This is a genomic window from Microcystis sp. M_QC_C_20170808_M3Col (assembly GCF_007095505.1).
In the GTDB taxonomy this organism is placed as follows: domain Bacteria; phylum Cyanobacteriota; class Cyanobacteriia; order Cyanobacteriales; family Microcystaceae; genus Microcystis.
Genome location: NZ_SFBY01000305.1, coordinates 1 through 22,644 on the forward strand (window position 1 = coordinate 1; position 22,644 = coordinate 22,644).

Annotated in this window: 22 protein-coding genes and 2 pseudogenes; 6 read left to right on the forward strand and 18 right to left on the reverse strand. The window is 42.6% G+C overall.

Translation table 11 applies throughout. From position 1 onward, the window contains the following. Nucleotides 1–121: 121 nt before the first annotated feature. A pseudogene (locus tag EWV84_RS13670) lies at nucleotides 122–685 on the forward strand (Uma2 family endonuclease); the annotation flags it as partial. Here EWV84_RS13670 and EWV84_RS13675 read toward each other — a convergent pair. The 10 genes from EWV84_RS13675 to EWV84_RS13720 form a co-directional block, all read right to left on the reverse strand. Then, nucleotides 682–1,461, reverse strand: coding sequence for a DUF1350 family protein (locus tag EWV84_RS13675; RefSeq protein ID WP_287078421.1), 780 nt, complete (start codon nucleotides 1,459–1,461; stop codon nucleotides 682–684). The pseudogene EWV84_RS13670 and the gene EWV84_RS13675 sit on opposite strands and share 4 nt — an antisense overlap. A gap of 382 nt (nucleotides 1,462–1,843) precedes the next feature. Continuing rightward, nucleotides 1,844–2,392 (reverse strand): response regulator, encoded by a 549-nt coding sequence (locus tag EWV84_RS13680; RefSeq protein ID WP_287078422.1) that lies wholly within the window; start codon nucleotides 2,390–2,392, stop codon nucleotides 1,844–1,846. A gap of 250 nt (nucleotides 2,393–2,642) precedes the next feature. Then, nucleotides 2,643–4,421 (reverse strand): S8 family peptidase, encoded by a 1,779-nt coding sequence (locus EWV84_RS13685; protein ID WP_287078423.1) that lies wholly within the window; start codon nucleotides 4,419–4,421, stop codon nucleotides 2,643–2,645. 135 nt (nucleotides 4,422–4,556) lie between these two features. Then, nucleotides 4,557–4,991 (reverse strand): VOC family protein, encoded by a 435-nt coding sequence (locus EWV84_RS13690; protein WP_286825783.1) that lies wholly within the window; start codon nucleotides 4,989–4,991, stop codon nucleotides 4,557–4,559. Nucleotides 4,992–5,152: 161 nt separating this feature from the next. Further along, nucleotides 5,153–6,508: a 5-histidylcysteine sulfoxide synthase gene (gene ovoA, locus EWV84_RS13695; protein WP_287078424.1), complete on the reverse strand. Its 1,356-nt coding sequence runs from the start codon at nucleotides 6,506–6,508 to the stop codon at nucleotides 5,153–5,155. A 40-nt stretch (nucleotides 6,509–6,548) separates the two neighbouring features. After that, entirely contained in the window at nucleotides 6,549–7,559 is a 1,011-nt protein-coding gene (egtD, locus tag EWV84_RS13700) for an L-histidine N(alpha)-methyltransferase (protein ID WP_287078425.1), read from the reverse strand. A 229-nt stretch (nucleotides 7,560–7,788) separates the two neighbouring features. Beyond that, entirely contained in the window at nucleotides 7,789–8,073 is a 285-nt protein-coding gene (locus EWV84_RS13705; protein WP_286825785.1) for a DUF7734 family protein, read from the reverse strand. Between the two features lie 35 nt (nucleotides 8,074–8,108). Next, nucleotides 8,109–8,699 (reverse strand): DUF3177 family protein, encoded by a 591-nt coding sequence (locus EWV84_RS13710; protein WP_286825786.1) that lies wholly within the window; start codon nucleotides 8,697–8,699, stop codon nucleotides 8,109–8,111. 175 nt (nucleotides 8,700–8,874) lie between these two features. After that, entirely contained in the window at nucleotides 8,875–9,099 is a 225-nt protein-coding gene (locus EWV84_RS13715; protein ID WP_286825787.1) for a Calvin cycle protein CP12, read from the reverse strand. 337 nt (nucleotides 9,100–9,436) lie between these two features. Beyond that, on the reverse strand, nucleotides 9,437–9,598 hold the full coding sequence (locus EWV84_RS13720; protein WP_287078426.1) for a hypothetical protein: 162 nt from the start codon (nucleotides 9,596–9,598) through the stop codon (nucleotides 9,437–9,439). Between EWV84_RS13720 and EWV84_RS22910 the strand changes: the two genes are divergently transcribed. Together EWV84_RS22910 and mutL are read left to right on the forward strand one after the other, a co-directional pair. After that, complete coding sequence (locus EWV84_RS22910) at nucleotides 9,567–9,656, forward strand: element excision factor XisI family protein (protein ID WP_260324573.1); 90 nt, start codon at nucleotides 9,567–9,569, stop codon at nucleotides 9,654–9,656. The genes EWV84_RS13720 and EWV84_RS22910 overlap by 32 nt on opposite strands. Before the next feature lie 12 nt (nucleotides 9,657–9,668). Next, on the forward strand, nucleotides 9,669–11,321 hold the full coding sequence (gene mutL / locus EWV84_RS13725) for a DNA mismatch repair endonuclease MutL (RefSeq protein ID WP_286825789.1): 1,653 nt from the start codon (nucleotides 9,669–9,671) through the stop codon (nucleotides 11,319–11,321). Between the two features lie 82 nt (nucleotides 11,322–11,403). Here mutL and EWV84_RS13730 read toward each other — a convergent pair whose 3' ends face one another. Next, the gene (locus EWV84_RS13730) at nucleotides 11,404–12,510 is read right to left on the reverse strand and encodes a sensor histidine kinase (RefSeq protein WP_287078427.1); all 1,107 of its coding nucleotides are present in this window, start codon (nucleotides 12,508–12,510) and stop codon (nucleotides 11,404–11,406) included. A 506-nt stretch (nucleotides 12,511–13,016) separates the two neighbouring features. On the opposite strand from EWV84_RS13730, the gene EWV84_RS13735 reads away from it, so the two are divergent. After that, nucleotides 13,017–13,433: a DUF1816 domain-containing protein gene (locus EWV84_RS13735; protein ID WP_287078428.1), complete on the forward strand. Its 417-nt coding sequence runs from the start codon at nucleotides 13,017–13,019 to the stop codon at nucleotides 13,431–13,433. Between the two features lie 26 nt (nucleotides 13,434–13,459). Here the strand turns inward: EWV84_RS13735 and EWV84_RS13740 are convergent, their stop codons facing one another. From EWV84_RS13740 to panD, 3 genes are all read right to left on the reverse strand, one after another. Further along, complete coding sequence (locus EWV84_RS13740; RefSeq protein WP_287078429.1) at nucleotides 13,460–13,654, reverse strand: hypothetical protein; 195 nt, start codon at nucleotides 13,652–13,654, stop codon at nucleotides 13,460–13,462. 569 nt (nucleotides 13,655–14,223) lie between these two features. Next, nucleotides 14,224–15,411, reverse strand: coding sequence for a TRC40/GET3/ArsA family transport-energizing ATPase (locus EWV84_RS13745; RefSeq protein WP_286826316.1), 1,188 nt, complete (start codon nucleotides 15,409–15,411; stop codon nucleotides 14,224–14,226). Between the two features lie 74 nt (nucleotides 15,412–15,485). Then, nucleotides 15,486–15,905 (reverse strand): aspartate 1-decarboxylase, encoded by a 420-nt coding sequence (panD, locus tag EWV84_RS13750; RefSeq protein WP_052277873.1) that lies wholly within the window; start codon nucleotides 15,903–15,905, stop codon nucleotides 15,486–15,488. A 37-nt stretch (nucleotides 15,906–15,942) separates the two neighbouring features. Between panD and EWV84_RS13755 the strand changes: the two genes are divergently transcribed. Then, the gene (locus EWV84_RS13755) at nucleotides 15,943–16,770 is read left to right on the forward strand and encodes a DUF3598 family protein (RefSeq protein ID WP_287078433.1); all 828 of its coding nucleotides are present in this window, start codon (nucleotides 15,943–15,945) and stop codon (nucleotides 16,768–16,770) included. A 599-nt stretch (nucleotides 16,771–17,369) separates the two neighbouring features. Here EWV84_RS13755 and EWV84_RS13760 read toward each other — a convergent pair. The 3 genes and pseudogenes from EWV84_RS13760 to EWV84_RS13765 form a co-directional block, all read right to left on the reverse strand. Then, nucleotides 17,370–17,945 (reverse strand): annotated as a pseudogene (locus EWV84_RS13760) (Uma2 family endonuclease). Nucleotides 17,946–18,011: 66 nt separating this feature from the next. After that, a complete protein-coding gene (locus tag EWV84_RS23135; protein WP_416361051.1) occupies nucleotides 18,012–18,149 on the reverse strand; it encodes a DUF2281 domain-containing protein in 138 nt (45 codons plus the stop codon). 76 nt (nucleotides 18,150–18,225) lie between these two features. Beyond that, nucleotides 18,226–19,008: an aldolase/citrate lyase family protein gene (locus EWV84_RS13765; RefSeq protein WP_287078430.1), complete on the reverse strand. Its 783-nt coding sequence runs from the start codon at nucleotides 19,006–19,008 to the stop codon at nucleotides 18,226–18,228. A gap of 220 nt (nucleotides 19,009–19,228) precedes the next feature. Here EWV84_RS13765 and aspS point away from each other — a divergent pair, with 220 nt between their 5' ends. Then, nucleotides 19,229–21,016 (forward strand): aspartate--tRNA ligase, encoded by a 1,788-nt coding sequence (gene aspS, locus EWV84_RS13770; protein ID WP_287078431.1) that lies wholly within the window; start codon nucleotides 19,229–19,231, stop codon nucleotides 21,014–21,016. A 66-nt stretch (nucleotides 21,017–21,082) separates the two neighbouring features. Here aspS and EWV84_RS13775 read toward each other — a convergent pair whose 3' ends face one another. Next, a complete protein-coding gene (locus tag EWV84_RS13775) occupies nucleotides 21,083–22,450 on the reverse strand; it encodes an SUMF1/EgtB/PvdO family nonheme iron enzyme (protein ID WP_287078432.1) in 1,368 nt (455 codons plus the stop codon). Nucleotides 22,451–22,644 lie beyond the last annotated feature (194 nt).

Sequence of the window (22,644 nt, forward strand, 5' to 3'; positions counted from 1 at the left end):
GCGTAAGACTTCTGTTAAAGAAGCAGCATCCCGGGTCGCGTCAACCCCATTCAGCGACCATTCTAAAAAAGTGGCGTGGTGAGGAATCGCCGTCCGTTTTACGGCGGCGAGGATGTCAATCGCAGACAATGACCATGTGTTTATCGCCGGCGATCTGTTGTGGTATCCGGTCGAGGGGGATAATAAAATCTGTCAAGCGCCGGATGCTATGGTGGTGTTTGGCAGACCCAAGGGCGATCGAGGTTCCTATAAGCAATGGTTAGAAAACCAGATTGCGCCGCAGGTGGTCTTTGAAATTCTCTCTCCGGGCAACACTAAAGCGGAAATGCGCCGAAAATGGCAATTTTATCAGCATTTTGGCGTAGAAGAATATTATCTCTACGATCCCGATGCTAATTATCTACAGGGTTGGTGGCGAAGGGGTGATCGATTGGAGATGATTCCTGCGATCGATAATTGGCAGAGTCCGCTTCTACAGATCCGTTTTCAACTGGAGAGTCCCCAGTTAGCTATTTTTTATCCCAATGGCTCGCGGTTTTTGACCACCCTAGAAATCAAGCAAAAGGCTGAATTAGCCGAACAGCAAGCCCAACAGGAACGTCAACGGGCCCGGGAAGCTGAGGCAAAATTAGCCCGCATAGAGGCGCAATTACGGGCTATGGGGATTAATCTAGAGGAAAGCTAACGAGAGGCCGGAAGGACGGGATTTAACCAGTGGAGAATCTCATCTTTGAGACGGGAATTATCCCGGGCAAGTCCCTGTTTTAACCATTGGCCGATCGCATCGAGGGGAGTAAATACTTCTCCGGTTTGCCAACTGACATCTTGACTCAAGGGAGTGAGATGATTGCCCGGGAGAGTTCGCAGGGCAATTAAATCATTAAAGCGTTTTTTTAGCAGGGGATTTAAGACCAGAGATTGATCGATCGTGTCGTCTTGAAAACGGATTAAAAGATTGCGACGAATGGCATAATCTTGGAAAATTAACTCGTTTGTTTCTTCGGGGGAAGGGGTAAATTCGAGGTTAAAAGTGGTGTCAATTTGCAAAGGTTCGATAAAGGGAATAGCTCGACGAATGGGATAATTATTAAAGGAAATGAGGATATTTCCCGCCCGTTCCACTTCGTAGAGACTACCGATTAATAAATGTAGTTTACACCCCATACTGTGACCCAATCCGTAGATGGGGAGATAACCTTGGGGCAGACTATGATTCCAGCGCAGACGTTCAATAATATTATCAAAACGGTTTAAAACTGTGCGGGCGATCGATGTGTGATCGAGGGTATTAACAAAGGGAGTAGCAACAATAGCGTATCCTGAATTCCCAAGACTTTCTAATAACCAACGATAGGTAATATTCGGGGCCGCCGCCACAAATGCCCCCCCTAAAAAGTGAATGATACCCCGGGGACGACGGGGGAGAAAAACCCAATTACCTGCTATTTCTTGCCAATTCATACTAAATCCAGTTATTAAAGACTGATTATCTATTCCTCTTTTTGCATGAGTGTCTCTTGCATGAGTGCTTATCCTTATAAGTAGCCTATACTCAACGGATTTAGTATCATAATTAGTTATCAGTTAACTAATAACTTATACTAAATCCAGTTATTAAAGACTGATTATCTATTCCTCCTTTTGCATGAGTGCCTCTTGCATGAGTGCCTATCCTCATAAGTAGCCTATACTCAACGGATTTAGTATTAGTCACTCACCAAATAAAGACTACTTCATATTATCCTAAATCCTGTTTAAAAGGGATAGGAGATTAGCCAGAGATTGGCACTGCCGGATAAGGATAACTGCTTGCCCAAGTCATCAAAAATCGGGATGAATAGTTCTAGTCCAGTTTTTTCTTAATAAAAGCCACTATTTGAGACATTTGTTTCTTCATAGTTTCCATTTCTGTTTGCATTTGGGCAATTTGGGACTGGAGAGTCTGAATATCGGTGCTATAATCCCCGGTGAGTTGCTCTAGTTTCGGGCTAAAAACTTTTGGTTTGGGGGAATATTGTTTGGCCTTAGCCATCGCTTCTTTAATCGCTTGTACCAATTGTTTTTGGTCGAAAGGCTTCTCAATAAAGGCAAAATACTGGAAAGGTTCGGGGATTTTCTCTACTACCTCCTCTTTCCGTCCCGACATTAACACTAGGGGGATACTTTTGAGATTATCTTCGGTTTGGATTTGCTGAAACACCTCCCAACCGCTCATTTTCGGGAGAAGCAAGTCCAAAATAATCAAATTCGGGGTTTCGGTACGGATGAGATTATAACCCTCTAATCCGTCTTTAGCTTCGAGAAATTCAAAGTTACCCTCTGGTAACATATCGCGAACGTGCATCCTGATCACTTTACTGTCATCGATAACGAGAATTTTATGATTTGACACGATAGACACCTTAGAAAAGAGACAATAGATAAGCTGGATGATTCGAGGGGGTATTAGGGGAAACTTTCGCCATAGGGATTGGAGATTACCAAAAACCCCTTAGAAACTAACATACATCATAAAGAAAAAACCTCGGTTAATGTCCGAGGCTGCTGTTGTAGGAGAACTCAATGCAAAACCAAAGGAAGATACCAAAACCAAAGAGGTTTTTATCGGTAAATCACCCTTATTGTCCCATTGTAACCCCTGTTTAAGCGTATCGGGATGAACTAGCACTTTTGAGGGCTAAATAACCTAAACCGAGACATAAAAGCGCATTTAGTCCCAAAAATGCCTGAGCGATCGTACCGGAACCTAACCAGATCAGAGTAGGATGGATAACAGCACTGATACCTAAAGTCACCGCCATAGCTAAAGATACCCCCACCGCTAACCATTTTGCTTGGGGATGACTCAAAAGCAGAGCAATCAGGACAAAGGGCAGGATAACACTGGCAAAAAGCGGATTAAGGGCAGAACTTCCCTGAATAACACCTCCTAGGTCGGAAAGAGAACTCCCCATCACTCGGAAAGGCCATTGGGGTAAATCGAAGATATAAAGACCTCTGAGGAAAAATAAGCCAGAACTGCCAAAAATTAGACCAGCATTCAAAAATACGTTCCAGGAGAAGGGAAAATAACTTCTCAGCCACCAAGCGAGGAGATAAGAACCCAAAACCATGGCCATTTTGGGCAAAACCGCCACCGCGCCGCCATCAATCCAGAAACGGGGATTGAGATAACCGTTATCGCGCAACCAACGCCAAAAATCCCGGAAAGTAATCTCTCCTTTCAGGGCCAATTGTAGGGCATTGCCCGCGTCTAATTGTCCGGCCCCAAAATGATTAAAGGGATCATCATTGATCTTACGGGCCGACTGCTGCAAAACCCCTAAAACTGCATTGGGTTCTTTAATTCCCGCAGCCTTGATTAAAGCTACCACCCCGGCAACGTGAGGGGCCGCCATGCTGGTTCCCTGAAAACCGAGGAACGCCGGTTCCCCCCCCTTAGCCGGATCGATGGTTTCTTGGACAATTTTACCCGTATCGGAGCCGCCGGGGGCAGCAATATCGATTCCGGCCCCGAAATTAGAATAGGGGGCTTTATTTCCGGAGGCATCTACCGCAGAAACGCCGATAACGTGGGGAAAACGGGCGGGATAGGCGGCGGAATTATCATCGGCATTACCTGCAGCGGCGACGATTACCACACCTTTACTATAGGCATATTCGATCGCCTCTTTCATTACTTGGGTTTCCCCTCCACCCCCTAAACTCATATTGATGACATCGGCTTTATTATCGACGGCAAAACGGATCGCTTCGGCAATATCTCCCACGGTTCCCCCACCCGTCCCGGAAAGTACCTTGAGGGGCATAATTTTGGCTTTGTAGGCGATGCCGGCCACCCCGTAGTTATTATTGGTCGATTGGGCAATTGTTCCGGCTACATGGGTTCCGTGACCGTTATCGTCTTCGGCATGGCTGCGATCGTTGACGAAGTCGTAGCCTTCGACAAACTCGGTTTCTCGCAGATCGGGAACTATTGATACACCTGTATCAATAACGGCGACGGTGATCCCTTCACCGTGATTTTCTTCCCAAGCACGTTCGATGTTTATCCCCCTCAGGTTCCACTGTTTACTATAGTCGGGGTCATTGGGGGCGATAAAAGCATGATAAATATAATCGGCTTCGATCGATTCGGTGTATTTTTTTAGGTCGGAATTACGGAGAGTTTTCAGGAGTTTGCTATCTCCATCGACAGTGTAAAGATGTTCATCGATGGAAAAGATACTATTTAAACTGGTGGGGTTTCCCGCTTTTTTGTTGATAGCATTTAACTGCTCATCGAGGACGCTGACGGGTATATCGTCTTTAAAGTCGATCAAAATTGATTGATATTCGCCCCGATTTGCTAATCCAGTAAAGTTAAAGAGAGCAAATCCTAGACCGATAATGAATAGGGTTAACAATAAAAGTTTTTTCATAGATTTCCTAAGAATTGATCATTGCCGGCCAAGCTTTTTGTAGTTTTGATGAGAAAAGCTTATCGAAGTTCCCCTATTTTTGTCTCGGTTAAAGATAGAACTAACCGGTTACAAAAAAGTCACCTGTGGTTTATTTTAAGCTCGATCGCCGATCGCTGTTAATTCCCGACTGGCAAAAATAGCTTCGTAGTGGCGATAATGTTTAAATTCCAAGAGATTATAGAAAGGATCCTCCAGAAAAAAGGTTTTATGCTCGGTTATCTCCCCAGTAAAGCGAGTTTTTGGTTCTAGATAAAATTTTAGTTGATTGACCCGTGCTTTGACCAGAAGATTGTCCCAATCGCTGGCAGCGGGGAGAATGAGACCAAAATGGCGAGGATAAATGCTATTTTGGGGAGTAAGAGGCATTTCGGTAACGTGAGCGACTACCTGATGACCGGAGAAATTTAAGATTATCGCTTTCTCGGTTTCCCTTCCCGCTAAACAACCTAAACCATCACAGTAAAAGCTTTTAGCACTGGACACATCGGTAATCGGAATAGCGAGATGAAAAATTGCAGGTTGATTCATGGTGATCGATTTTATCCGCGCTCTACTAGGTTATATTGTAGCGATCGAGGGGCAACTGTTACAGGAATTTTTTCTTGAATTGGAGTAATCGCGGGGAAATTTTCGGCACTTTTTCCCTGAAAATTAGGTAATTGACCACCTGAAAATCGATAAAACCCCACCTAAAGACTTTGTGCGATTCTAAAACCAGCGTGTTGATAAAAATTCCGGCGAAACCAATTGCGATAGTAGGCTAGGATTTCTGTGCCGTTAGTCACCCAAGCTCCTCCTAGCATCATTTTATGTTGACTATTAAAGAAAGGAGTGGAATTGTCAGCATAGAGGTAATGGGGTTGAAAGTCAGTTAAGGGATTAAAATCATCTTCTAGCCATTCCCAGACGTTACCGCGTAAATCATAAATTTCTGAGTTATTGCCGGCATTTTTTAACATTCCCACGGGAGTGGGAGAACAGAATTTTAAATTGAGGTTATAGTCCTCAAAGTTATCGTTTTCTAGGGTATAACATCGATTTTTTTGACTGCCATAGGTGGCTAAATTCCACTCAGCTTCCGTCATTAAACGTATTCCTTGTCCTTGAAAACGACAGTAGGCGATCGCTTCATAATAGTTAACTTCTACCGGCCAATCAAGAGGTAAATCGAGAGCATCCAACATGGCTCGATATTGATAATTTCCTTGCTCATCTACCAGCCAAAATTTAGGATGTTTGACTCGATAATGATTTTTCCATTGCCAAGCTTCCTCATCCCAATAACTGGGATTTTCGTAGCCACCATTATCGACAAATTCTTTAAATTCTCCGTTGGTAATCATATATTTACTCACCAGAAAATTGTTAACTTGAACTTGCCGATAACCATACTCATTATCCCAACCATAAATAGGAGAATCTTGGGGTTTACCAATTTCCACTATTCCCCCAGAAACCTCCACCATTTGATTAGGATAAGCTTGACCAAAAGAAGGGGCATAATGCCACCCTTGAGGACGTTGCAGACGCTCTAAGGGCAGTTGTCTGAGTAACATTGAAGATGTTTCAAAGTGAACACGCTGATGCTCAATTCCCATTATTAATGACCAGAGAGAATGCTGAGGATGAATAGGAAGATTAAGGGGGATATTTTTAATTATTTCGACCACAATTTCATAGACTTGTTGCCGATATTCCCAAACCTTAGCCACCTCGGGCCACTGAATATGGGCGATAGCAGAGTTTAATTCTTCGGGAGTTCCTGGATCTACTCCTACTCCAAACAATAATTCGTAGTCAGGATTAGGGCTTTTTTTTAATAGGTTAACCAGCTGCAATTTATTAAGATAAAAAGCGGCAGCATGACCTAAATAAAAAATGAGGGGATTTCTTAAATCGTCAGGGTTACAATAAAAAGCTTCTTCTTTGATGATGCTTTTTAACAGCAGATCTTCTAATTGCCAAGCATTTTCAAAATAGTCGAGTATATTTTCTCGACTACAGTTTTTTAGAGAGATAGGAGCCTGTGCTTGAATCTTTTCCATGTTTTTATGCCTCTATTACTGATGGTAATGTTTTCGTTATTTACAGGGATAACTGACAGAGAATTAACCCGAATAAATTTTCAGGATCGGTGAAAACCCTAAGGGTTTTTAATCCCTTTGATTCTAGGTCTTTTTGCATAGTTTCTAGGTTGAATTTACGGGAGATTTCTGTTAAAAGACCTTCCCCCGCTTGAAAATTAACTGTCAGATCGAGTTTTTTGAGATGAACAGGGTGAGTTTTTTGAGAAATTAAATACATTTCAATTTGGGATTTGTCTTGATTATAGATAGCTTGATGACTAAATAAATCAAGGTTAAAATCAGCTTGAAAACGCCAATTTAAATGGGAAAGCATATTTAAATTAAAAGCGGCTGTCACCCCTTGAGCATCATTATAAGCTGCTTCTAAAATTGCCGATGGTTTTTGGAGATCAATCCCTAATAAAAAATAATCTCCAGCTTTGAGGACAGTGGTAATTTTTGCTAAGAATTTATCACATTCATCGGCGGAAAAATTACCGATCGAACTTCCCAAGAAAAAAATCATTCTGGTATTATCGGAAGCGTTTTGATAATAGGCTAAGGCCTGTTCATAGGTTCCAATTAACCCCTGAATGGGTAAATTAGGATATTCTTTTTGTAATTCTATGGCACTAGCTTTGAGAATAGTTTCACTAACATCGATAGGTACATATTTAGAGGATTTTTGTTGCCGATAATAAGCGTCCAATAACAGACGAGTTTTAGTGGAACTACCACTGCCTAATTCTATCAATTCGCAGGCTCCTGTATAGGCGACAATTTCTTGGGCATATTCTTGAATAATAGCCGCTTCTGTCCTAGTGGGATAGTATTCTGGCAATTGACAGATTGCTTCAAAAAGTTGGGAACCTTGCCGATCATAAAAATATTTAGATGGTAAGCTTTTGGGGGTTTTAGTTAATCCTTCAATCACATCTTTTCCCTCATCTTTAACTATATTGTGACTGGTGGTAAAGGTAGCTAAATACTCAATTTGTAATAGTTCTTGGTTAGGTGGGTTAAGTTGCATAGATTCTCCGATTATTCTCAAGTTTTTTGATTGTTCTCGATCGATGCTGAGGATGAAATCCACTTTGACAGCTTGAATACTGGCAGAGATTATTGTACTTTGGTAATTTTACCACTAAAACGCCGCAAAATTTACCTCTTGTCTAGATAGACAAAGTTTATGGATCGTCAATAAAAGCTGTTAAATCCATCGAGATGGGTGCTGATATTATCCAAGCAAAATTACCGGTTCAATTAATCAGTAAAGATTGCATTTCCTCTAAGGTAAGATTTTCTTGGATATAGCGAGGATTAAGGGGATGATAAGGACTAGCAAGACGAGCTATCTTAATAACTCTAGCAGTTTCAGGAATGATCGGAATATCGGGATCGTAGGGGGTGCTGCGGGTAAGGGAACTAGAAAAACCTTTAAAAATAGAGATTTCTTCCTCCTCCCCATCCACAGCAATAGTCACTAATAAAACCTCTTGGGGATTTTTGAGGGTGTATTGTTCGAGTTGTTTACCAATATTCATAGAAAAATGGCTAATTATCGATAGCTAAAGACCTACTATTGTAAAGCTGAACGTCCCTGTTTGCCAAGGCGAATAAGAAGAAAATGGGCAAAATAGAGAGTATAAAAAGAGAGACCAACTAAACCAAAAAAGCCCAAAACATTAGCGGTAGCTTCTGAATGAAAAATCTCGCGAAACTGCCAAGGTGCTTCCTGCCAAACTTGACAATAGGGAGAATTTAGCAATTCCCCTGACATAGCACAGGAGAGAAAAGGTAAGGTAGAAATCGCGCCCAAAGGACAATAAATCGTTACTGCCCAACGCCAAGCAGTGGTGACAAATTTAAGTGGACTGGCGGGTAAATCTTTAATTTCATCGTTAATATCCACCCAAAACCAGAGGGAAATCGGGATTAAAATCTTAGCTAAAAAACTGGTGACAAAACCAATCGGCCAGGAAGCAATCATTAAATATACAGTAATTAATAAAAGACTAGCCACTCGCCAATAGATAATCAACAATTTCTGCAATGATTCGATTTTTGCAAATAAAGACCAAATTAACAAAATTGCCGGGATAATCACCGTAAATAGGACGGCTAAACGATAATCTATCCAAACGAGAGGACGAAACCAAAGCTGATTCATAAACTATTTAGACATAATTACACTGTCAACATTTTACTGTCTTCGGGTGCGGGAGCCAAAATCGGCCAAAGCTTGACCAACAAACCACAAAACGAGGGGCGATCTTTTTATATTTAAGATCGCCCTAAAGCTAGGATTCTACTGTGAGGAGAGAAAAAACCGCTGCCTGACTACATTAATCTTCATAAACGCGACACTCGGCGGCATCGGGATTAGAATCACAATACTTTTCGAAGTAGGTTTTTTGGGGGTGGTCTTGACGTTGGTGGGCTGCTTCTGCTTGTAATTCTTCCACCGCATCCCAAGCGGCGGCACATTCACCAGAGGTGGCACCTTCCGTGCTACACACGGCTCTGGCATTTTCTAGCTCTTCTTGAATTTTATCTTGGATATTGCTCATGATTCCTCTGGAATTGATCTATTGACACTTTAACAATTATACAGTCACCTTCTAAAACCACAGGATCGGTTATCCCACTCGATCGCCTTTCCTGTTCTATTAAGCCGATCTTAGCGCAATTTTTGGCGAATTTAACATCAAGATTTCCTGACCGGGCCAATTTTTAGCCTACATTCCGCACTGGAGAAATGCCAGAGGGATTTCTCCCCGGCATAGACAGCGAGCCGAACCATATATCGACTTATTTAGGCCGTCTTACACCAAATCCGTTTTTAATAGTGTGATTAACTGCCAAGTTATCGATTGTTTTTCCCCGCTCCAGTGCTTTGGCACTCACCTACTCTCCTATACCTTTTACCTGGGTTGCAGGGACAGCAGCACGCGCATTTATGGCTGTATAATTCGCGTTGATATTATTAATAATAAAATCTGAGTGCAGCAGGACGGCAGCAGCGATCGCTGATAAATTGGTAGCTAGGGGAGTCCCCAAACAAGACATCGTTTTAGCTTACCATGGGCCCCATGTGCGACAATATACCGAGTTTGCCCTTGGCTAAAACCATTAATTGATGACCTTGCCCATACAAGTTTTACCCCAAGACGTAATCGATTTAATTGCCGCAGGAGAGGTAATCGACTCTTTAGGCGCTGTGGTGCGAGAATTAGTCGAAAATGCCATTGATGCGGGGGCAGATAGGATTAGCATCGATATATCTCCCCAAAACTGGCGAATACAAGTATCGGATAACGGCAGGGGAATGTCTAGAGAAGATTTGCAACTGTGTAGCTATGCCCATAGTACCAGCAAAATCCGCCAACGGGACGATCTTTGGCAGATTACCAGTCTCGGATTCCGTGGTGAAGCTTTGCACAGTATCGCACAGGTGGCGCATCTGCGGGTTGCCAGTCGCCATGACGATGATTTAGGTTGTTATTGTCTTTACAATCACCAAGGCGAGCCAGATGATTTAGAAACGATTCCTATAGCTATCGGTACTATCGTCACGGTAGAGAATCTCTTTGGTAACTTTCCCGTGCGTCGTCAAGCTTTACCGTCAATTAACAAACAATTAAAGGATATACAGACTTTAATTCATAATTTTGCTCTCTGTCATCCCCAAATTACTTGGCAGGTTTTTCAAGATCATCAAGATTGGTTACGCATTAGTCCGGGTAAGGATGCCAGTCAAATATTACCGCAATTAGTTAAATCTCTGCATTTTAACGATTTAGCATCCCTAAAACTTGACTTAACGACTCCTGACGCAGAATCTGCTCAAATTGAATTAGTCATTGGTTTGCCCGATCGCATTTCTCGCCATCAACCAGATTGGGTTAGAATTGCTGTTAATGGGCGAATGGTGCGCTCATCGGAGTTAGAACAGGCAATATTTGAAGCTTTCGCTCGCACAGTCCCTAAAGATCGCTATCCCGTTTGTTTTCTCCATCTACATCTTAACCCTCGTTCGATCGATTGGAATCGTCACCCAGCTAAAGCGGAAATATACCTGCATAACCTCATTTTTTGGCAAGAACAGATAATTTCAGCCATAGACAAGGCTTTAGGACTAAATCCCGAACATATACCCGAAAAAGCGCAAAATCAGCGCGTCAGTCAAATTCTCAAGGCTGCCGAAGAAAAAAGCACCTATACAATAGGGGAGAAATACCCGAAAAATCGGCTGGAATTAAAGGCAGTAGCCCAAATTCACCAAACTTACATAGTTGCCGAACATCCTAACGGATTATGGTTAGTCGAACAACATATTGCCCATGAGCGGGTTTTGTACGAACGTTTAGAGGATAACTGGGAAATCGTGCCGTTAGATACTCCGATCATCTTAAATCAGTTAACTACTCGACAAATCGAACAATTACAACGTTTAGGATTAGAAATTGCTAGTTTTGGCGATCGCTCTTGGGCAATTCGTAGTATTCCTGTTCTACTAAAAGAACGCGAGGATCGGGCTGATGCTTTACTAGAATTAAGTTTAGGGGGGGATTTACAAACCGCTCAGGTTGCTACCGCTTGCCGGAGTGCTATCCGCAACGGTACAGCTTTAAGTTTAAAAGAAATGCAGAATTTACTCGATGATTGGCAAAATACCCGTAATCCCCGCACCTGTCCCCACGGAAGACCGATTTACTTATCCTTAGAAGAAACCTCGCTCGCTCGCTTCTTCCGTCGTCATTGGGTTATCGGCAAAAGTCACGGCATTTAATCAGTTATCAGTTATCAGTTATCAGTTATCAGTTATCAGTTCACTGTTTACTGTTCACTGTTCACTGAAAAATCCCCATCTCTCAATTGGCCGATATTGCTAGGGAAAAACGGAAAGTGCTGCCTTTACCTAATTCACTTTCCACCTCGATTTGACTTTGGTGTAATTCCACTAAACGACGGGTAATCGCTAAACCAATACCACTACCCCCAGAATAACGGGAACGAGAACGATCGGCCCGCCAAAAGCGCTCGAAAATAAAGGGTAAATCCTCTGCTGCGATGCCAATTCCTGTATCGATAACGGCAATTTGTAGGCGATTTTTGTCCCTTGTCACTTGCAGGGTAATTGCACCATTATCGGTGTAACGAATGGCATTACCGAGCAGATTAACTAAGATTTGTTCGAGGCGATCGGGATCGGCCATGACAGATGGTAAATTGGGGGGACAATCTAACTGTAAAGTCGGTCCATCTTCTAATAATTGATCGGCAAATTTTTCGATGAGAGAATTTAACAAAGTTAATAAATTAACAGGTTGCAGTTTAATCGAGAGATAACCAGATTCCGCTCGCGATAGCTCCTGTAGATCGTGGGTTAAACGTTCTAACCTGCGGGTTTCTTTCACTAATTTCTGATAAAGTTCTGGATTAGGTTCGATCGCACCATCGGCTAATTCTTCTAAATATCCCCGTACCACAGTTAAAGGGGTGCGTAATTCGTGGGTAAGATCACCGATTAATTCCTGGCGCCGTTTTTCCACATCGGCTAAACTAATCGCCATCTGATTAAAACTGATGGCTAATTGATTTAATTCTGGGATTTCGCTTTCTGGAACTCGCGCCGATAAATCCCCTTCAGCAAAATTTTTAGTGATTTGTTTCATTTGTTTTACCGGTTTCATAATGCGTTGAGAAACCAAAAAACTCAGATAACCAGCCGTACTTCCTCCCGCAATGAATGACCAAATAGCACTACTATCCCAAGCTGTCTCAAAACCCCTAACCAAGAAAGTTCTCGCTGATCGCACGGTAAAAAATCCCTGCCTTTCTAACTGTTCCAAACGCAAAACAAACATTCGCGGAGAAGATAATTTAGCAATGATAATAAAGCTACTCAATCCCACCACCATAACGAGGAGATGGGATAAAAATAATCTGGTTCCTAAGCTTAATTTTGGTGGCTGCATATTTATTTAAAAACTCTATTTGTTGTCAATATTATTGAGAGATTGCTGCATAAATATAAAAACCTTGTTGGATAATATCTTTTGGTCTTTTTGAAATAAAAAAGTGCCAGCCATTGGATTGTTCGGTGGGAAAATTTAGGGACTTTTTCCCTGAAAATTAGGTAATTGACCACCTAAAAATGGGGAAAACCCCACACCCTACCCCTAGGAAAAACTTTTTGCCGCAAACCCTATTGACAGTGTTTCTCATAAAGATGAAGTATAACAGGATTTGGCATCGACCACCGACTCCCCAAAACGAAAACTTTGTACCTCACCATTAAGATAACGGCTATATATTCCCCTACAGCATCTTGAATAAAGAACCCGTCAAGCTATGCTGTCAGGGGAGAGTAGGACAAAACCTAACTTTTTGCCGCTCTATGCTATCGTATCAAGATGCGCTACTCTGTTAGGAGTAGCGTCTGTTTTTTTAACCCTTACCCTTAAAAGAGAATCTTTTCTGTATGCTAGAGGCTAATAATCAGGGAGAGAATCAAATATTTCTCTATGAAGTTGTTTTTTCCGGTTCTTCTGGCTCTTTGCCTCAACGCTTCTCCTGGACAGTCCTGCGAGTACCTAAAAGCCGCATGAGTCAAGAAACACAGCGCCTCCTGCGCCAAGGGGCTAAGATTCTCAGTATAAAGCCTCTTGACCCCGAAACTGTCTCGATCAAGCCTAGTTTACCACCTCAACCCTGGTGGGTAGAGATCACCACCAGTCAGCCGAAATGTCTCTATTATTTCGGTCCTTTCGAGAGTTTTTCTGAAGCTTTATCCCATCAATCCGGTTATATCGAAGACCTACAATCGGAATCGGCTCTGGGAATTAACAGCGAAATTAAACAATGTCAGCCAGAGGTTTTAACTCAAGAAGATTTTTAATGTATGGTATCTAATTATACAGATTTTTAGGAATAGTTAGCTTCCTCTTGTTTTCGTTTAATAATGCCTTTACCCTCACAGAATTTACAGGGGACGGATTCATTCTCCGTCTCTAGATGGATTCTTCCTTTGCCTTGGCAGTGGGGACAGATAACTTGTTCTTCCCACCAATAATTCTCTAAAAAAGCCTCATCGGTAATATAGGTAAAATCTTCAAACATTGGCTTGTCCTCTTATCGTTGAGATAGCTTAATCTGGATTCATCTTTCAACCTGAGAAATTGAAAATTAGGTTTACCCCCATCGTAAAAAAGATCGGGTTCATTCTTCTTGAAACTTAAATTACTTCATATTTATTTATGTTTATTAATATATAATGAGTGTTCACTATCAATCGGGTGTATCTCATATTTGTGAATTTCTCTCACTTATGGTGATCAGCAGAAGTTATACTATAGTCAGACTAAATCCGTTGAGTATAGGCTACTTATGAAGACAGGCACTCATGCACTCATGCACTCATGCAAAAGGGGTGATAAATAATCAGTCTTTAATAACCGGATTTAGTATAACGATTTTGGTTCCAATCACACAATTTAGAGAACCGTTAAAAATCTATGAACTCCCGAAAAGGCTTGCCATATAAGAATTTCGCATCTAAGTACAATTGCTTATTGCAAAAGTGGGATGCTCCCATCAGTTATCAGATGTTATTTTTCAGTTCACTGATTACTGTTTACTGTTTACTGATCACTGAAAACCTCCCCACTTCCCCACCCAATCTAGGAAAATTACACTTTCACCACGTTGCTAAAACGGATTTTCAGGTAATCATCTTCCATTTTTGCTCCAGAAGGTTTCAGGGCTGCTAAAGCTTGGGGCAAGACTAAATTACGACGGTGATTACCAATGCGAATATTTAACTCGTCTCCAGTTTTATTTAGTTGTATTTGTTCCTTGGGTATGCCGGGTAAATATAATTCCAGACTGTAATTATTTTCCTGTTGAACTACCCGAATGGTGTTTTCCTGGTAATAAACCTTAGTCGGATCTTCCTCGGCAAAAAGAGTTTCTTTCAGTCTTTCCAAAGCGGGTAAACCACACATTTCTTCGGAGTAAAGAGGAACTTCCTTAACCGGTAAAGGATGAAAATTATCGTAAATTTCCTGTTTATAAACCTGTTGATTTTCTTTCCAACGGGCAAAGAAAGGATCGGTTACTTTGTCGGGAATAATCCGATTGGCAATAATCAAATCGGTGGAAACATTATAGAGACTTAGATAGGCATGGGCGCGCAAAGACTCCTTAATCACCATTTTTTCGGGGTTTGTCACCAAACGTACCGAGGTTTGAGTATTATCGGTCAAAACCTTTTCTAAAGCCTCGATCTGCTCATAAAACTCGTAGGGAGCGTCCATAACTTCCTTGTCCGGTAGGGAAAAACCGGCGATCGGTCGAAATAAAGGTTCTACCAGTGGTCGCAATGCCATCGACATTCCCTGTAAAGGTTTGTAAAATCTTCTCATGTACCAACCGCCCACTTCTGGCAAACTCAGCAATCGTAAGGCTGTACCCGTGGGTGCGGAATCGATAATCAACACATCATAAGTACCCTCATCGTAGTGGCGCTTCATGCGAACTAAGCCGAAAATCTCATCCATTCCGGGTAAAATCGCTAATTCTTCCGCTTGCACTCCATCTAAACCCCTAGCTTGCAATACCTGGGTAATGTAACGTTTTACTGCGCCCCAGTTGCCTTCTAACTCCATTAGTGCATCTAATTCTGCCCCCCAAAGATGGGGGCGTACCAAACGAGGATCGTGACCTAATTCGAGATCGAAACTGTCAGCGAGAGAGTGAGCGGGATCGGTGCTGAGAACTAGGGTTTTATAGCCAAGTTCGGCGCAGCGGAGTCCTGTAGCGGCGGCGACGGAGGTTTTACCCACGCCTCCTTTACCGGTCATGAGAATTACACGCATGGGGGCTGATTCTAAGAAAGTTTACATTACTTATTCTCATTATGACGGGAAAGTTAACAAATTTAGGACAAGAATCAGCATTCTTGGCTATAAAATTCCACTCCCCGACCATCACCCCGGGGAATTAGGCTCTGTTCAAAAAATTGCTGACAGCGATTTTCAGCATCAGCGACGAGAACTTTGGCAAAATGACCGTTTTCGAGAACTTCTTGCCTCGGACGTTGTTCGTAGGCATAGATAATCAAAATATCTCCGGGTTGACAGAGCAGAGCCGCACCACCGTTGGGGCAGATTTCCCCAGTTTGGCCCGGAAAAACGTAGGTGGAAAAGCGCTTACCATTGCTAAGATTGACCACATCCACTTCTTCAAGGGGCAAAATACCGACCCGCTCAATCAATTCTCGATCGATAGTGATACTGCCGACATAATCGACGTTAGCCTCGCTGACGCGCACTCGATGGAGTTTGGCGTGCATTAATCGAATTGTTCCCATGTATTTTGTCCTATTTACCCCAATTACTTCAATTATTATGCTCTCCCAGTGGGAATGTTTACTAAAAAATCTCGGTCAATGGCAAGGTTCTTTTACCCGTCTGTCTCCCCAAGGCGATCTGATCGAAGATACCCCGACTTTGGTATCTTTGCAAGGCATTAATAATAATCGCTCAATGCGTCAATTGGTCCGCCGTTTCTACAGCGATCAAGTGCCGGAAGATTTGATTTTAGAGTATAGTTCTCTCAATCAGGGTATTCTATTTAGCCAGACGGGGGCCTTTTGCCAAGGTTCTTTATATTTTAGTAGTTTTTCCTCACAATTTGGGGCAGAATTTGGGTTAATCTCTGGGGAAAGACGATTAAGAATCGTCCAGTTATTTAATGAACACTGTGAGTTTGATCGCTTGACTTTAATTCGAGAAAAGTTAGTTGATTCTAGCTCCCCAGAAAGACCGATGTTAACGGTGGAGCAATTACTGGGTCAATGGCAAGGACAAGCGGTGACAACGGGACGCGATTTTTATAATTCTGCTGCCTATTCTACCCATGTATCGATCGAGCGTCAGGGGGATAATTATCTCTCGCAAACTTTGACTTTTGGCGATAATAAAATTACTTCTAGCGCTCGTATCGAGGGACAAAGATTGTTGTTTGAAAATAGTCCGCTGCCGATTCAAATCCTGCTGCTGCCCGATGGTTCTTCCTCTAATACACCTCGGAAAATTACTGCCGGTCATCCTTTTGTTTTAGAGGTGGGTTGGTTACTTTCTCCTACTCAAAGACAGCGCTTAATTCGTTCTTATAACGAGAAGGGAGAATGGACAGGTATTACTCTGGTGACAGAGGAAAAAGAAAGCTATTAGCCGTCAGCCATCAGCTAGATTGATAATAAAAAGGAAATTCACTAATTACACTGAAAAATATAGCGTTTCTGATCAAGATGAATTATAACTGGATTTGGCATCTTCTCCTTGCTCGGAGACTTGCCAAAACGACAACTTTGTACTTCACCAATAAGATAACTACTCTCAGAAGCTGAATGCTAAGGGCTAATTTATATAAGCAAAATTTATCAAAATCCCAATATACTTGAGAAGATTTAAATTTACATTCCTTCATCTTTACTTTTCTTAAAAAATAATTGAGAAAAATTCCTATTTGTCAACGAGATTGCAATAGTTACAGCCCGCTGCTAAAATCTAAGAATTGGCTCACTCTGTGCATTTTTAGGACTTGTGCCTTGAAACCCTTGCCACGTCTAGGATTACTAATTCGTCCCTGGGAAAAACTTGCCAATTGATCCTTTGTCGAAAAAGATCTTTTGCCAAAAATATGTGTACTTATGTTAAAACGAAAAAGTTTTTTTGACAAAATGTACCAGATATGCTGCGAGAAAAGTCTCCAGGTAAGCTGTTAACTAAGCTAAATTACTGGTTAAGACTGAAGATGCTGATAGAACAAATTAAACCTTTAGCCAAGCAAAAATATCCACTGCTGATATTAGCCAACTTTCTAATCCTTTAATCACCGCTAAAGGCTGATTATTTCCTGCGGTTGCAATATGTACTTTCGGTAATCCTGTTTGAAAAACTGTGACTGACTTTGCTGAAGGATCAATCAACCAAACTAATTCTGTTGCTTGTTGTAAACAGAAAATAATCTTTTCCATCCCTAAGGTAACAGATTGTTCGGGAGACATAATTTCAATAATCCAATCGGGATAACGTAAAAATTGATCAGCCATTTCTCCATCTAGATCTCTTGGCAAATTCTGCCAACGAATCACCGCAATATCTGGCACAATTGAACGTTCTGGAAAAGTACAACGTAATTCAGGTAGAGCATAAGCTAATTTTTGAGGTTTAGTCTGTTGATTAATGGCAGAGGCTAACTCAAATTGTCAGATGCTGTGTTTGGCTTTGGCTATAGGTTTTTGAGTGACAATTCCCTGATAATATTCCCTAGCAGGCTTAGTTTCTGGAAGAGCAAGAAATGCTTCGAGGGAAAGGGATTGTTTATCTTCTATTGTGGCAAACATTGATTGATTTCTCCGCTCTTGAGGTATTTTCTATTATCAAAGGAGTTTATGGTGACAGAAAGCCATTCATTCCATATATTCCTTTGAGTGGTTTTCTATGAGATACTTGGCATAGTGCAGAAGTTCGTGCTTTAGAGACTCTGGCCTTGTCGAAACTGTTGGTAAGATTTCTGCATCATCTAAATCCTCAGAAAAAGAAACCACAAAAGTGGGTTAAATTGCTTCCTAGTTACCATTGTAAAATAATTAAGAGAATTTATTCATAATCAGTCCAATATCTTTAACCAAAAAGTAAATTATGCAAGATTTCTAAACGCTGGGCATCTTCACGAACAATAGCACCATAATAATTTTTTTTATTCTCTAGCCAGAGTAATTCAAACTCGATCGCCTTGGGCAAAGCTAAACTGAAATTATCCAAAGCTTGGGGACAATCAAAGATAACTTTGCGCGTCTCGAAGCAGTCAAAATGTTCTTGGCAGAACATTTTGAAAAACGGTAAAGAATGCAGTGACACCCCACCCCCAATGGCAACAGTCAAACCGGCAGCCTTAGCTTTTTTTGCCAAAGGTAAAGCCAGAGCCAAAACTTGCTCGCTATTCACATCCTGGCGAGTTAATCCCAAAGAACAGGCTAAATCCATCCGTCCGATGACGATACCATGGAGAGATTTTATCTCTGGAATCGCCAACATTTCCTGAAAATTCTCACAGGCAGTAATCGTTTCGATATTAACTAATAACTCCACATCTTCCACCCCTTGATCAGCTAAAACCCTCCTAGCTGCCCGCAGATATTTTTGTAAAGCGTAGGCTGTTTCTACCATGGGAGCAATCAAGCGATCGACTCCTAAATTAACCGCATCAAATATATCTCTGATCGCTTCGCAACCGGCGATTTTCAGATTAAAATCTACCCCCGCTTTCAGACTAATTTCTTTCAACCGCATCGCTTCCGTCAGTCGGGTTCCTTCCGTCTCGAATTCCGCCTTTACCCCTGAAACATGGTGATCTTCCCTGAGTTCTCTTAACAGTTCCACCATTTTTTTTTCTAAGGAATTCATGATTTTAATCGTTCAAAATCGCTAACTGCTAGAGGAGCCTTGTTGATTATAGCCGATCGGCGAAAAGCTGATAGCTGAGGACGAGGAGACCATAAAAATACCCTAAACAAAAGGACAAGAGCGACAAAATACCGGCATAATGAGCAAGGCCGTCTGATTTTTTTCTGGCCACATCCTTTCTATACTACATTCGTAATATAAGTAATTCTCTAGTTAGACTATGCGAACTCACTACTGTGGCGACCTTAGCGCGATCGAAATTGAAAAAAGTGTCACCCTCTTCGGTTGGGTCGATCGTCGTCGCGATCACGGTGGCGTTATTTTTATCGATCTGCGGGATCGCAGTGGTATTGTCCAGATCGTCAGTGATCCCCAACGAACCCCCGCTTCCTACCCCATCGCTGAAACCGTCAGAAACGAGTATGTCATCAAGGTGACGGGAACAGTCAGTCAAAGGCCTACCGAATCCCTTAACCCGCGCATTGCCACCGGAGAAATCGAAATTTACGCCACTAGCATCGAGATTCTCAACGGGGTTACTAAACAACTGCCTTTTGTCGTCTCTAGTTCCGAAAGTGAATCGGTACGAGAAGATGTGCGCTTGCGATACCGCTATCTAGACCTACGCCGGGAGCGTATGAGTCAGAATTTACAACTACGTCACCAAGTTGTCAAGGAAATGCGCCGTTTTCTCGAAGATGAACAGCATTTTATCGAAGTGGAAACGCCAATTTTAACTCGATCGACTCCCGAAGGGGCGCGGGATTATCTAGTTCCTTCCCGTGTCAACCCGGGCCAATGGTACGCTTTACCCCAATCACCGCAACTATTTAAGCAATTATTAATGGTGTCGGGAATGGATCGCTACTATCAAATCGCCCGCTGTTTCCGCGATGAAGATCTGCGCGCTGATCGTCAACCGGAATTTACTCAGTTGGACATGGAGATGAGTTTTCTCTCTTTACCTGAGATTTTAGCCCTGAATGAGGCTTTAATAGCTCATATCTTCAAAAAAGTCAAAAATATCGATATAAGCCTACCCCTGCCCCGTTTAACCTATGCTGAGGCTATGGATCGCTATGGGATCGATCGCCCCGATACCCGTTTTGGCTTGGAATTGGTCAATGTGGCGGAGATTTTTGCCGATTCGGGATTTAAGGTGTTTTCAGGTGCGATCGCTAGTGGTGGGACGGTGAAAGTTTTACCGATTCCCAACGGTAACGAGGCGATTTCTAACGTCAGAATCAAACCGGGTGGGGATTTATTCAAAGAAGCCACCGACGCGGGTGCGAAGGGAATTGCCTACATTCGCGTGCGCGAAGACTACGATTTTGATACCATTGGTGCTATTAAAGATAACCTGACAGAGGCACAAAAACAGGCTTTAATCGAGAAGACTGGCGCAAAACCGGGGCATCTGTTGTTATTTGGGGCAGGAGATACCGATACAGTCAATAAATCCCTATCCCGCCTACGCTTAGTTTTAGGAGAACAATTGGGATTAATTGATCCTGAGAAAATCAACCTCCTCTGGGTGACGGATTTCCCGATGTTTGAATACAACACCGAGGAAAAACGCCTGGAAGCATTGCATCACCCCTTTACTGCCCCTAATCCCGAAGATTTAGACGATCTAGCCCACGCTCGCGCCCTAGCCTACGATATGATTTTTAATGGTATTGAAATCGGTGGCGGCAGTTTGCGGATCTATCAACGGGAAGTACAGGAAAAAGTCTTCGCTACTATCGGTCTATCCCGAGAGGAAGCCTATAATAAATTCGGCTTTTTGTTAGAAGCTTTTGAATACGGAACCCCTCCCCACGGTGGTATCGCCTACGGTTTAGATCGCTTGGTGATGTTGTTAGCCGGGGAAGAATCGATTCGCGATGTGATTGCTTTCCCGAAAACCCAGCAAGCTAGTTGTTTACTCACTTCTGCACCTTCAACAGTGGCAGCGAAGCAATTAAAGGAATTATCCGTTGCTTCTACCTACAAACCGCCATCCTAAGATTAGGGTGGGCATTGCCCACCTAATTTTTGCAAGTCTGTTGACACTAAGTTAAATTCTTTTCTGCTACAAAGTCCTCCCAGCACCGCACACCACCCGAAAACCGTTGTTGAAGAGGAAGTGCCAATCGTAGTTGACGCGGTAAGCGGAACCGCAGAAATTCGGGTTGTTTAACCAAGAACCGCCCCGCAGAGGAGAACGATTATCATCACCATTTTTTATCCAGACACTGCCATCCGTCGGCGCATCCTTATAGTTATCGTGCCAAGTATCGGCACACCACTCCCAGACATTGCCGTGCATATCGTAGAGTCCGAAAGCGTTTGGGGGAAATTGTCCCACGGGAGTCGTATCTGGTCGATACTCTCCCTTCGCTTGTTCTGCGTAGGTATTGCTGGCACAGTAGTTGGCCAATTCCCCCGTAATGGTTTCCCCAAAGTAAAATGGGGTGGTGGTTCCAGCACGACAGGCGTACTCCCATTCCGCCTCACTGGGAAGTCGGTATTCCCCTCCCGTTAGTTTAGATAATCTCGCGCAGAACTCGACGGCATCGTACCAGTTGACTTTTTCCACGGGACGGCGATCGCTATCGGAACGGTCTTTGGAACTGGCTGGGTTGTGGTTAAGGTCTTTTTCAACTTTTAAATCCTGGCGGTCGGCGATTGCTTTCCACTGGGCCTGGGTGATAGGATATTTACCCAGGTCGAAGGGTTTAATCGTTACTTCATGTTGTGGTCTTTCCCTTCTAAATCCTTCCCAACGCAATTTTTTAACCAGTCTTTCGATTTCCTCATCTTCCGTTCCCATCGTGAATGTTCCCTCCGGAATGGCGACCATTTCTAAGGTGATGCCGTTGCCCAAATCTTCCCTGAAATATTGGGACTGTTTCGACTCTTTTTTGATTTGCTCACCCTTCGCATTTACTCCCACGATCTCAAAGTTAAATACTGATAACGGTGGAGTGACGATTACGGGTTTTTTTGGCTCTTCCGGTTCAGGATTGAACTGATGGGTAATTGCTCTTTCTAGTTGCTCAAATCCGTCTTCTTCCCAATAATCAAGCCAGTGGAGGTCTCGCAGGTTCAAGCCATACTCCTCCTGTCGCAGGTCGGGGATATCGCATTCATCCAATCTCAGCGGAATGAGGTAGATTGAATTCGGCGGTCTGTCAGCATATTGATTGAGGGCCATTTTAAATTCCCGCTGCACGAATCCTTGTTTAGCAATCGAGCGTTGGGAGAGACAAGCGATGAACAGTTGACTATCTGCGATCGCCTTGGGGATGACTGAACGCCAGTTCTGGCCCGGAATCAGGTCTTTTTTATCCAACCAAGGTTTATATCCCGCTTGCTTAAGGCGCTCATGCAGTGCCAAAACTGCTGGTTTGTCCTCACTAGCGTGAGCTAGGAAAATTTGGATCTCTGACTTTTTCATAACTTTTTCTTATGACCACCAGTAGGGGAGAGCCAGATTAACTGGCAGAAAATCTCTAAATAAACCATTTAATTAATTATTACTCATTCTTAATTCTCCTGTCTCGGAGTCTCCTGTCTCCTAACCCCACCAACAAACTTTTTCAGCAAACCCTAGTTAATTATTTTTAGCTAGTTGACTAACAACCCATTCTC

Bases quoted from the DNA above. Each gene is read 5' to 3' on its own strand.
- EWV84_RS13675 (WP_287078421.1), bottom strand. From the start codon at position 1,461: ATGAATTGGCAAGAAATAGCAGGTAATTGGGTTTTTCTCCCCCGTCGT.
- EWV84_RS13685 (WP_287078423.1), bottom strand. From the start codon at position 4,421: ATGAAAAAACTTTTATTGTTAACCCTATTCATTATCGGTCTAGGATTT.
- EWV84_RS13690 (WP_286825783.1), bottom strand. From the start codon at position 4,991: ATGAATCAACCTGCAATTTTTCATCTCGCTATTCCGATTACCGATGTG.
- ovoA (WP_287078424.1), bottom strand. From the start codon at position 6,508: ATGGAAAAGATTCAAGCACAGGCTCCTATCTCTCTAAAAAACTGTAGT.
- egtD (WP_287078425.1), bottom strand. From the start codon at position 7,559: ATGCAACTTAACCCACCTAACCAAGAACTATTACAAATTGAGTATTTA.
- EWV84_RS13705 (WP_286825785.1), bottom strand. From the start codon at position 8,073: ATGAATATTGGTAAACAACTCGAACAATACACCCTCAAAAATCCCCAA.
- EWV84_RS13710 (WP_286825786.1), bottom strand. From the start codon at position 8,699: ATGAATCAGCTTTGGTTTCGTCCTCTCGTTTGGATAGATTATCGTTTA.
- EWV84_RS13715 (WP_286825787.1), bottom strand. From the start codon at position 9,099: ATGAGCAATATCCAAGATAAAATTCAAGAAGAGCTAGAAAATGCCAGA.
- EWV84_RS13720 (WP_287078426.1), bottom strand. From the start codon at position 9,598: ATGTCTTGTTTGGGGACTCCCCTAGCTACCAATTTATCAGCGATCGCT.
- mutL (WP_286825789.1), top strand. From the start codon at position 9,669: ATGACCTTGCCCATACAAGTTTTACCCCAAGACGTAATCGATTTAATT.
- EWV84_RS13730 (WP_287078427.1), bottom strand. From the start codon at position 12,510: ATGCAGCCACCAAAATTAAGCTTAGGAACCAGATTATTTTTATCCCAT.
- EWV84_RS13735 (WP_287078428.1), top strand. From the start codon at position 13,017: ATGCTAGAGGCTAATAATCAGGGAGAGAATCAAATATTTCTCTATGAA.
- EWV84_RS13740 (WP_287078429.1), bottom strand. From the start codon at position 13,654: ATGTTTGAAGATTTTACCTATATTACCGATGAGGCTTTTTTAGAGAAT.
- EWV84_RS13745 (WP_286826316.1), bottom strand. From the start codon at position 15,411: ATGCGTGTAATTCTCATGACCGGTAAAGGAGGCGTGGGTAAAACCTCC.
- panD (WP_052277873.1), bottom strand. From the start codon at position 15,905: ATGGGAACAATTCGATTAATGCACGCCAAACTCCATCGAGTGCGCGTC.
- EWV84_RS13755 (WP_287078433.1), top strand. From the start codon at position 15,943: ATGCTCTCCCAGTGGGAATGTTTACTAAAAAATCTCGGTCAATGGCAA.
- EWV84_RS13765 (WP_287078430.1), bottom strand. From the start codon at position 19,008: ATGAATTCCTTAGAAAAAAAAATGGTGGAACTGTTAAGAGAACTCAGG.
- aspS (WP_287078431.1), top strand. From the start codon at position 19,229: ATGCGAACTCACTACTGTGGCGACCTTAGCGCGATCGAAATTGAAAAA.
- EWV84_RS13775 (WP_287078432.1), bottom strand. From the start codon at position 22,450: ATGAAAAAGTCAGAGATCCAAATTTTCCTAGCTCACGCTAGTGAGGAC.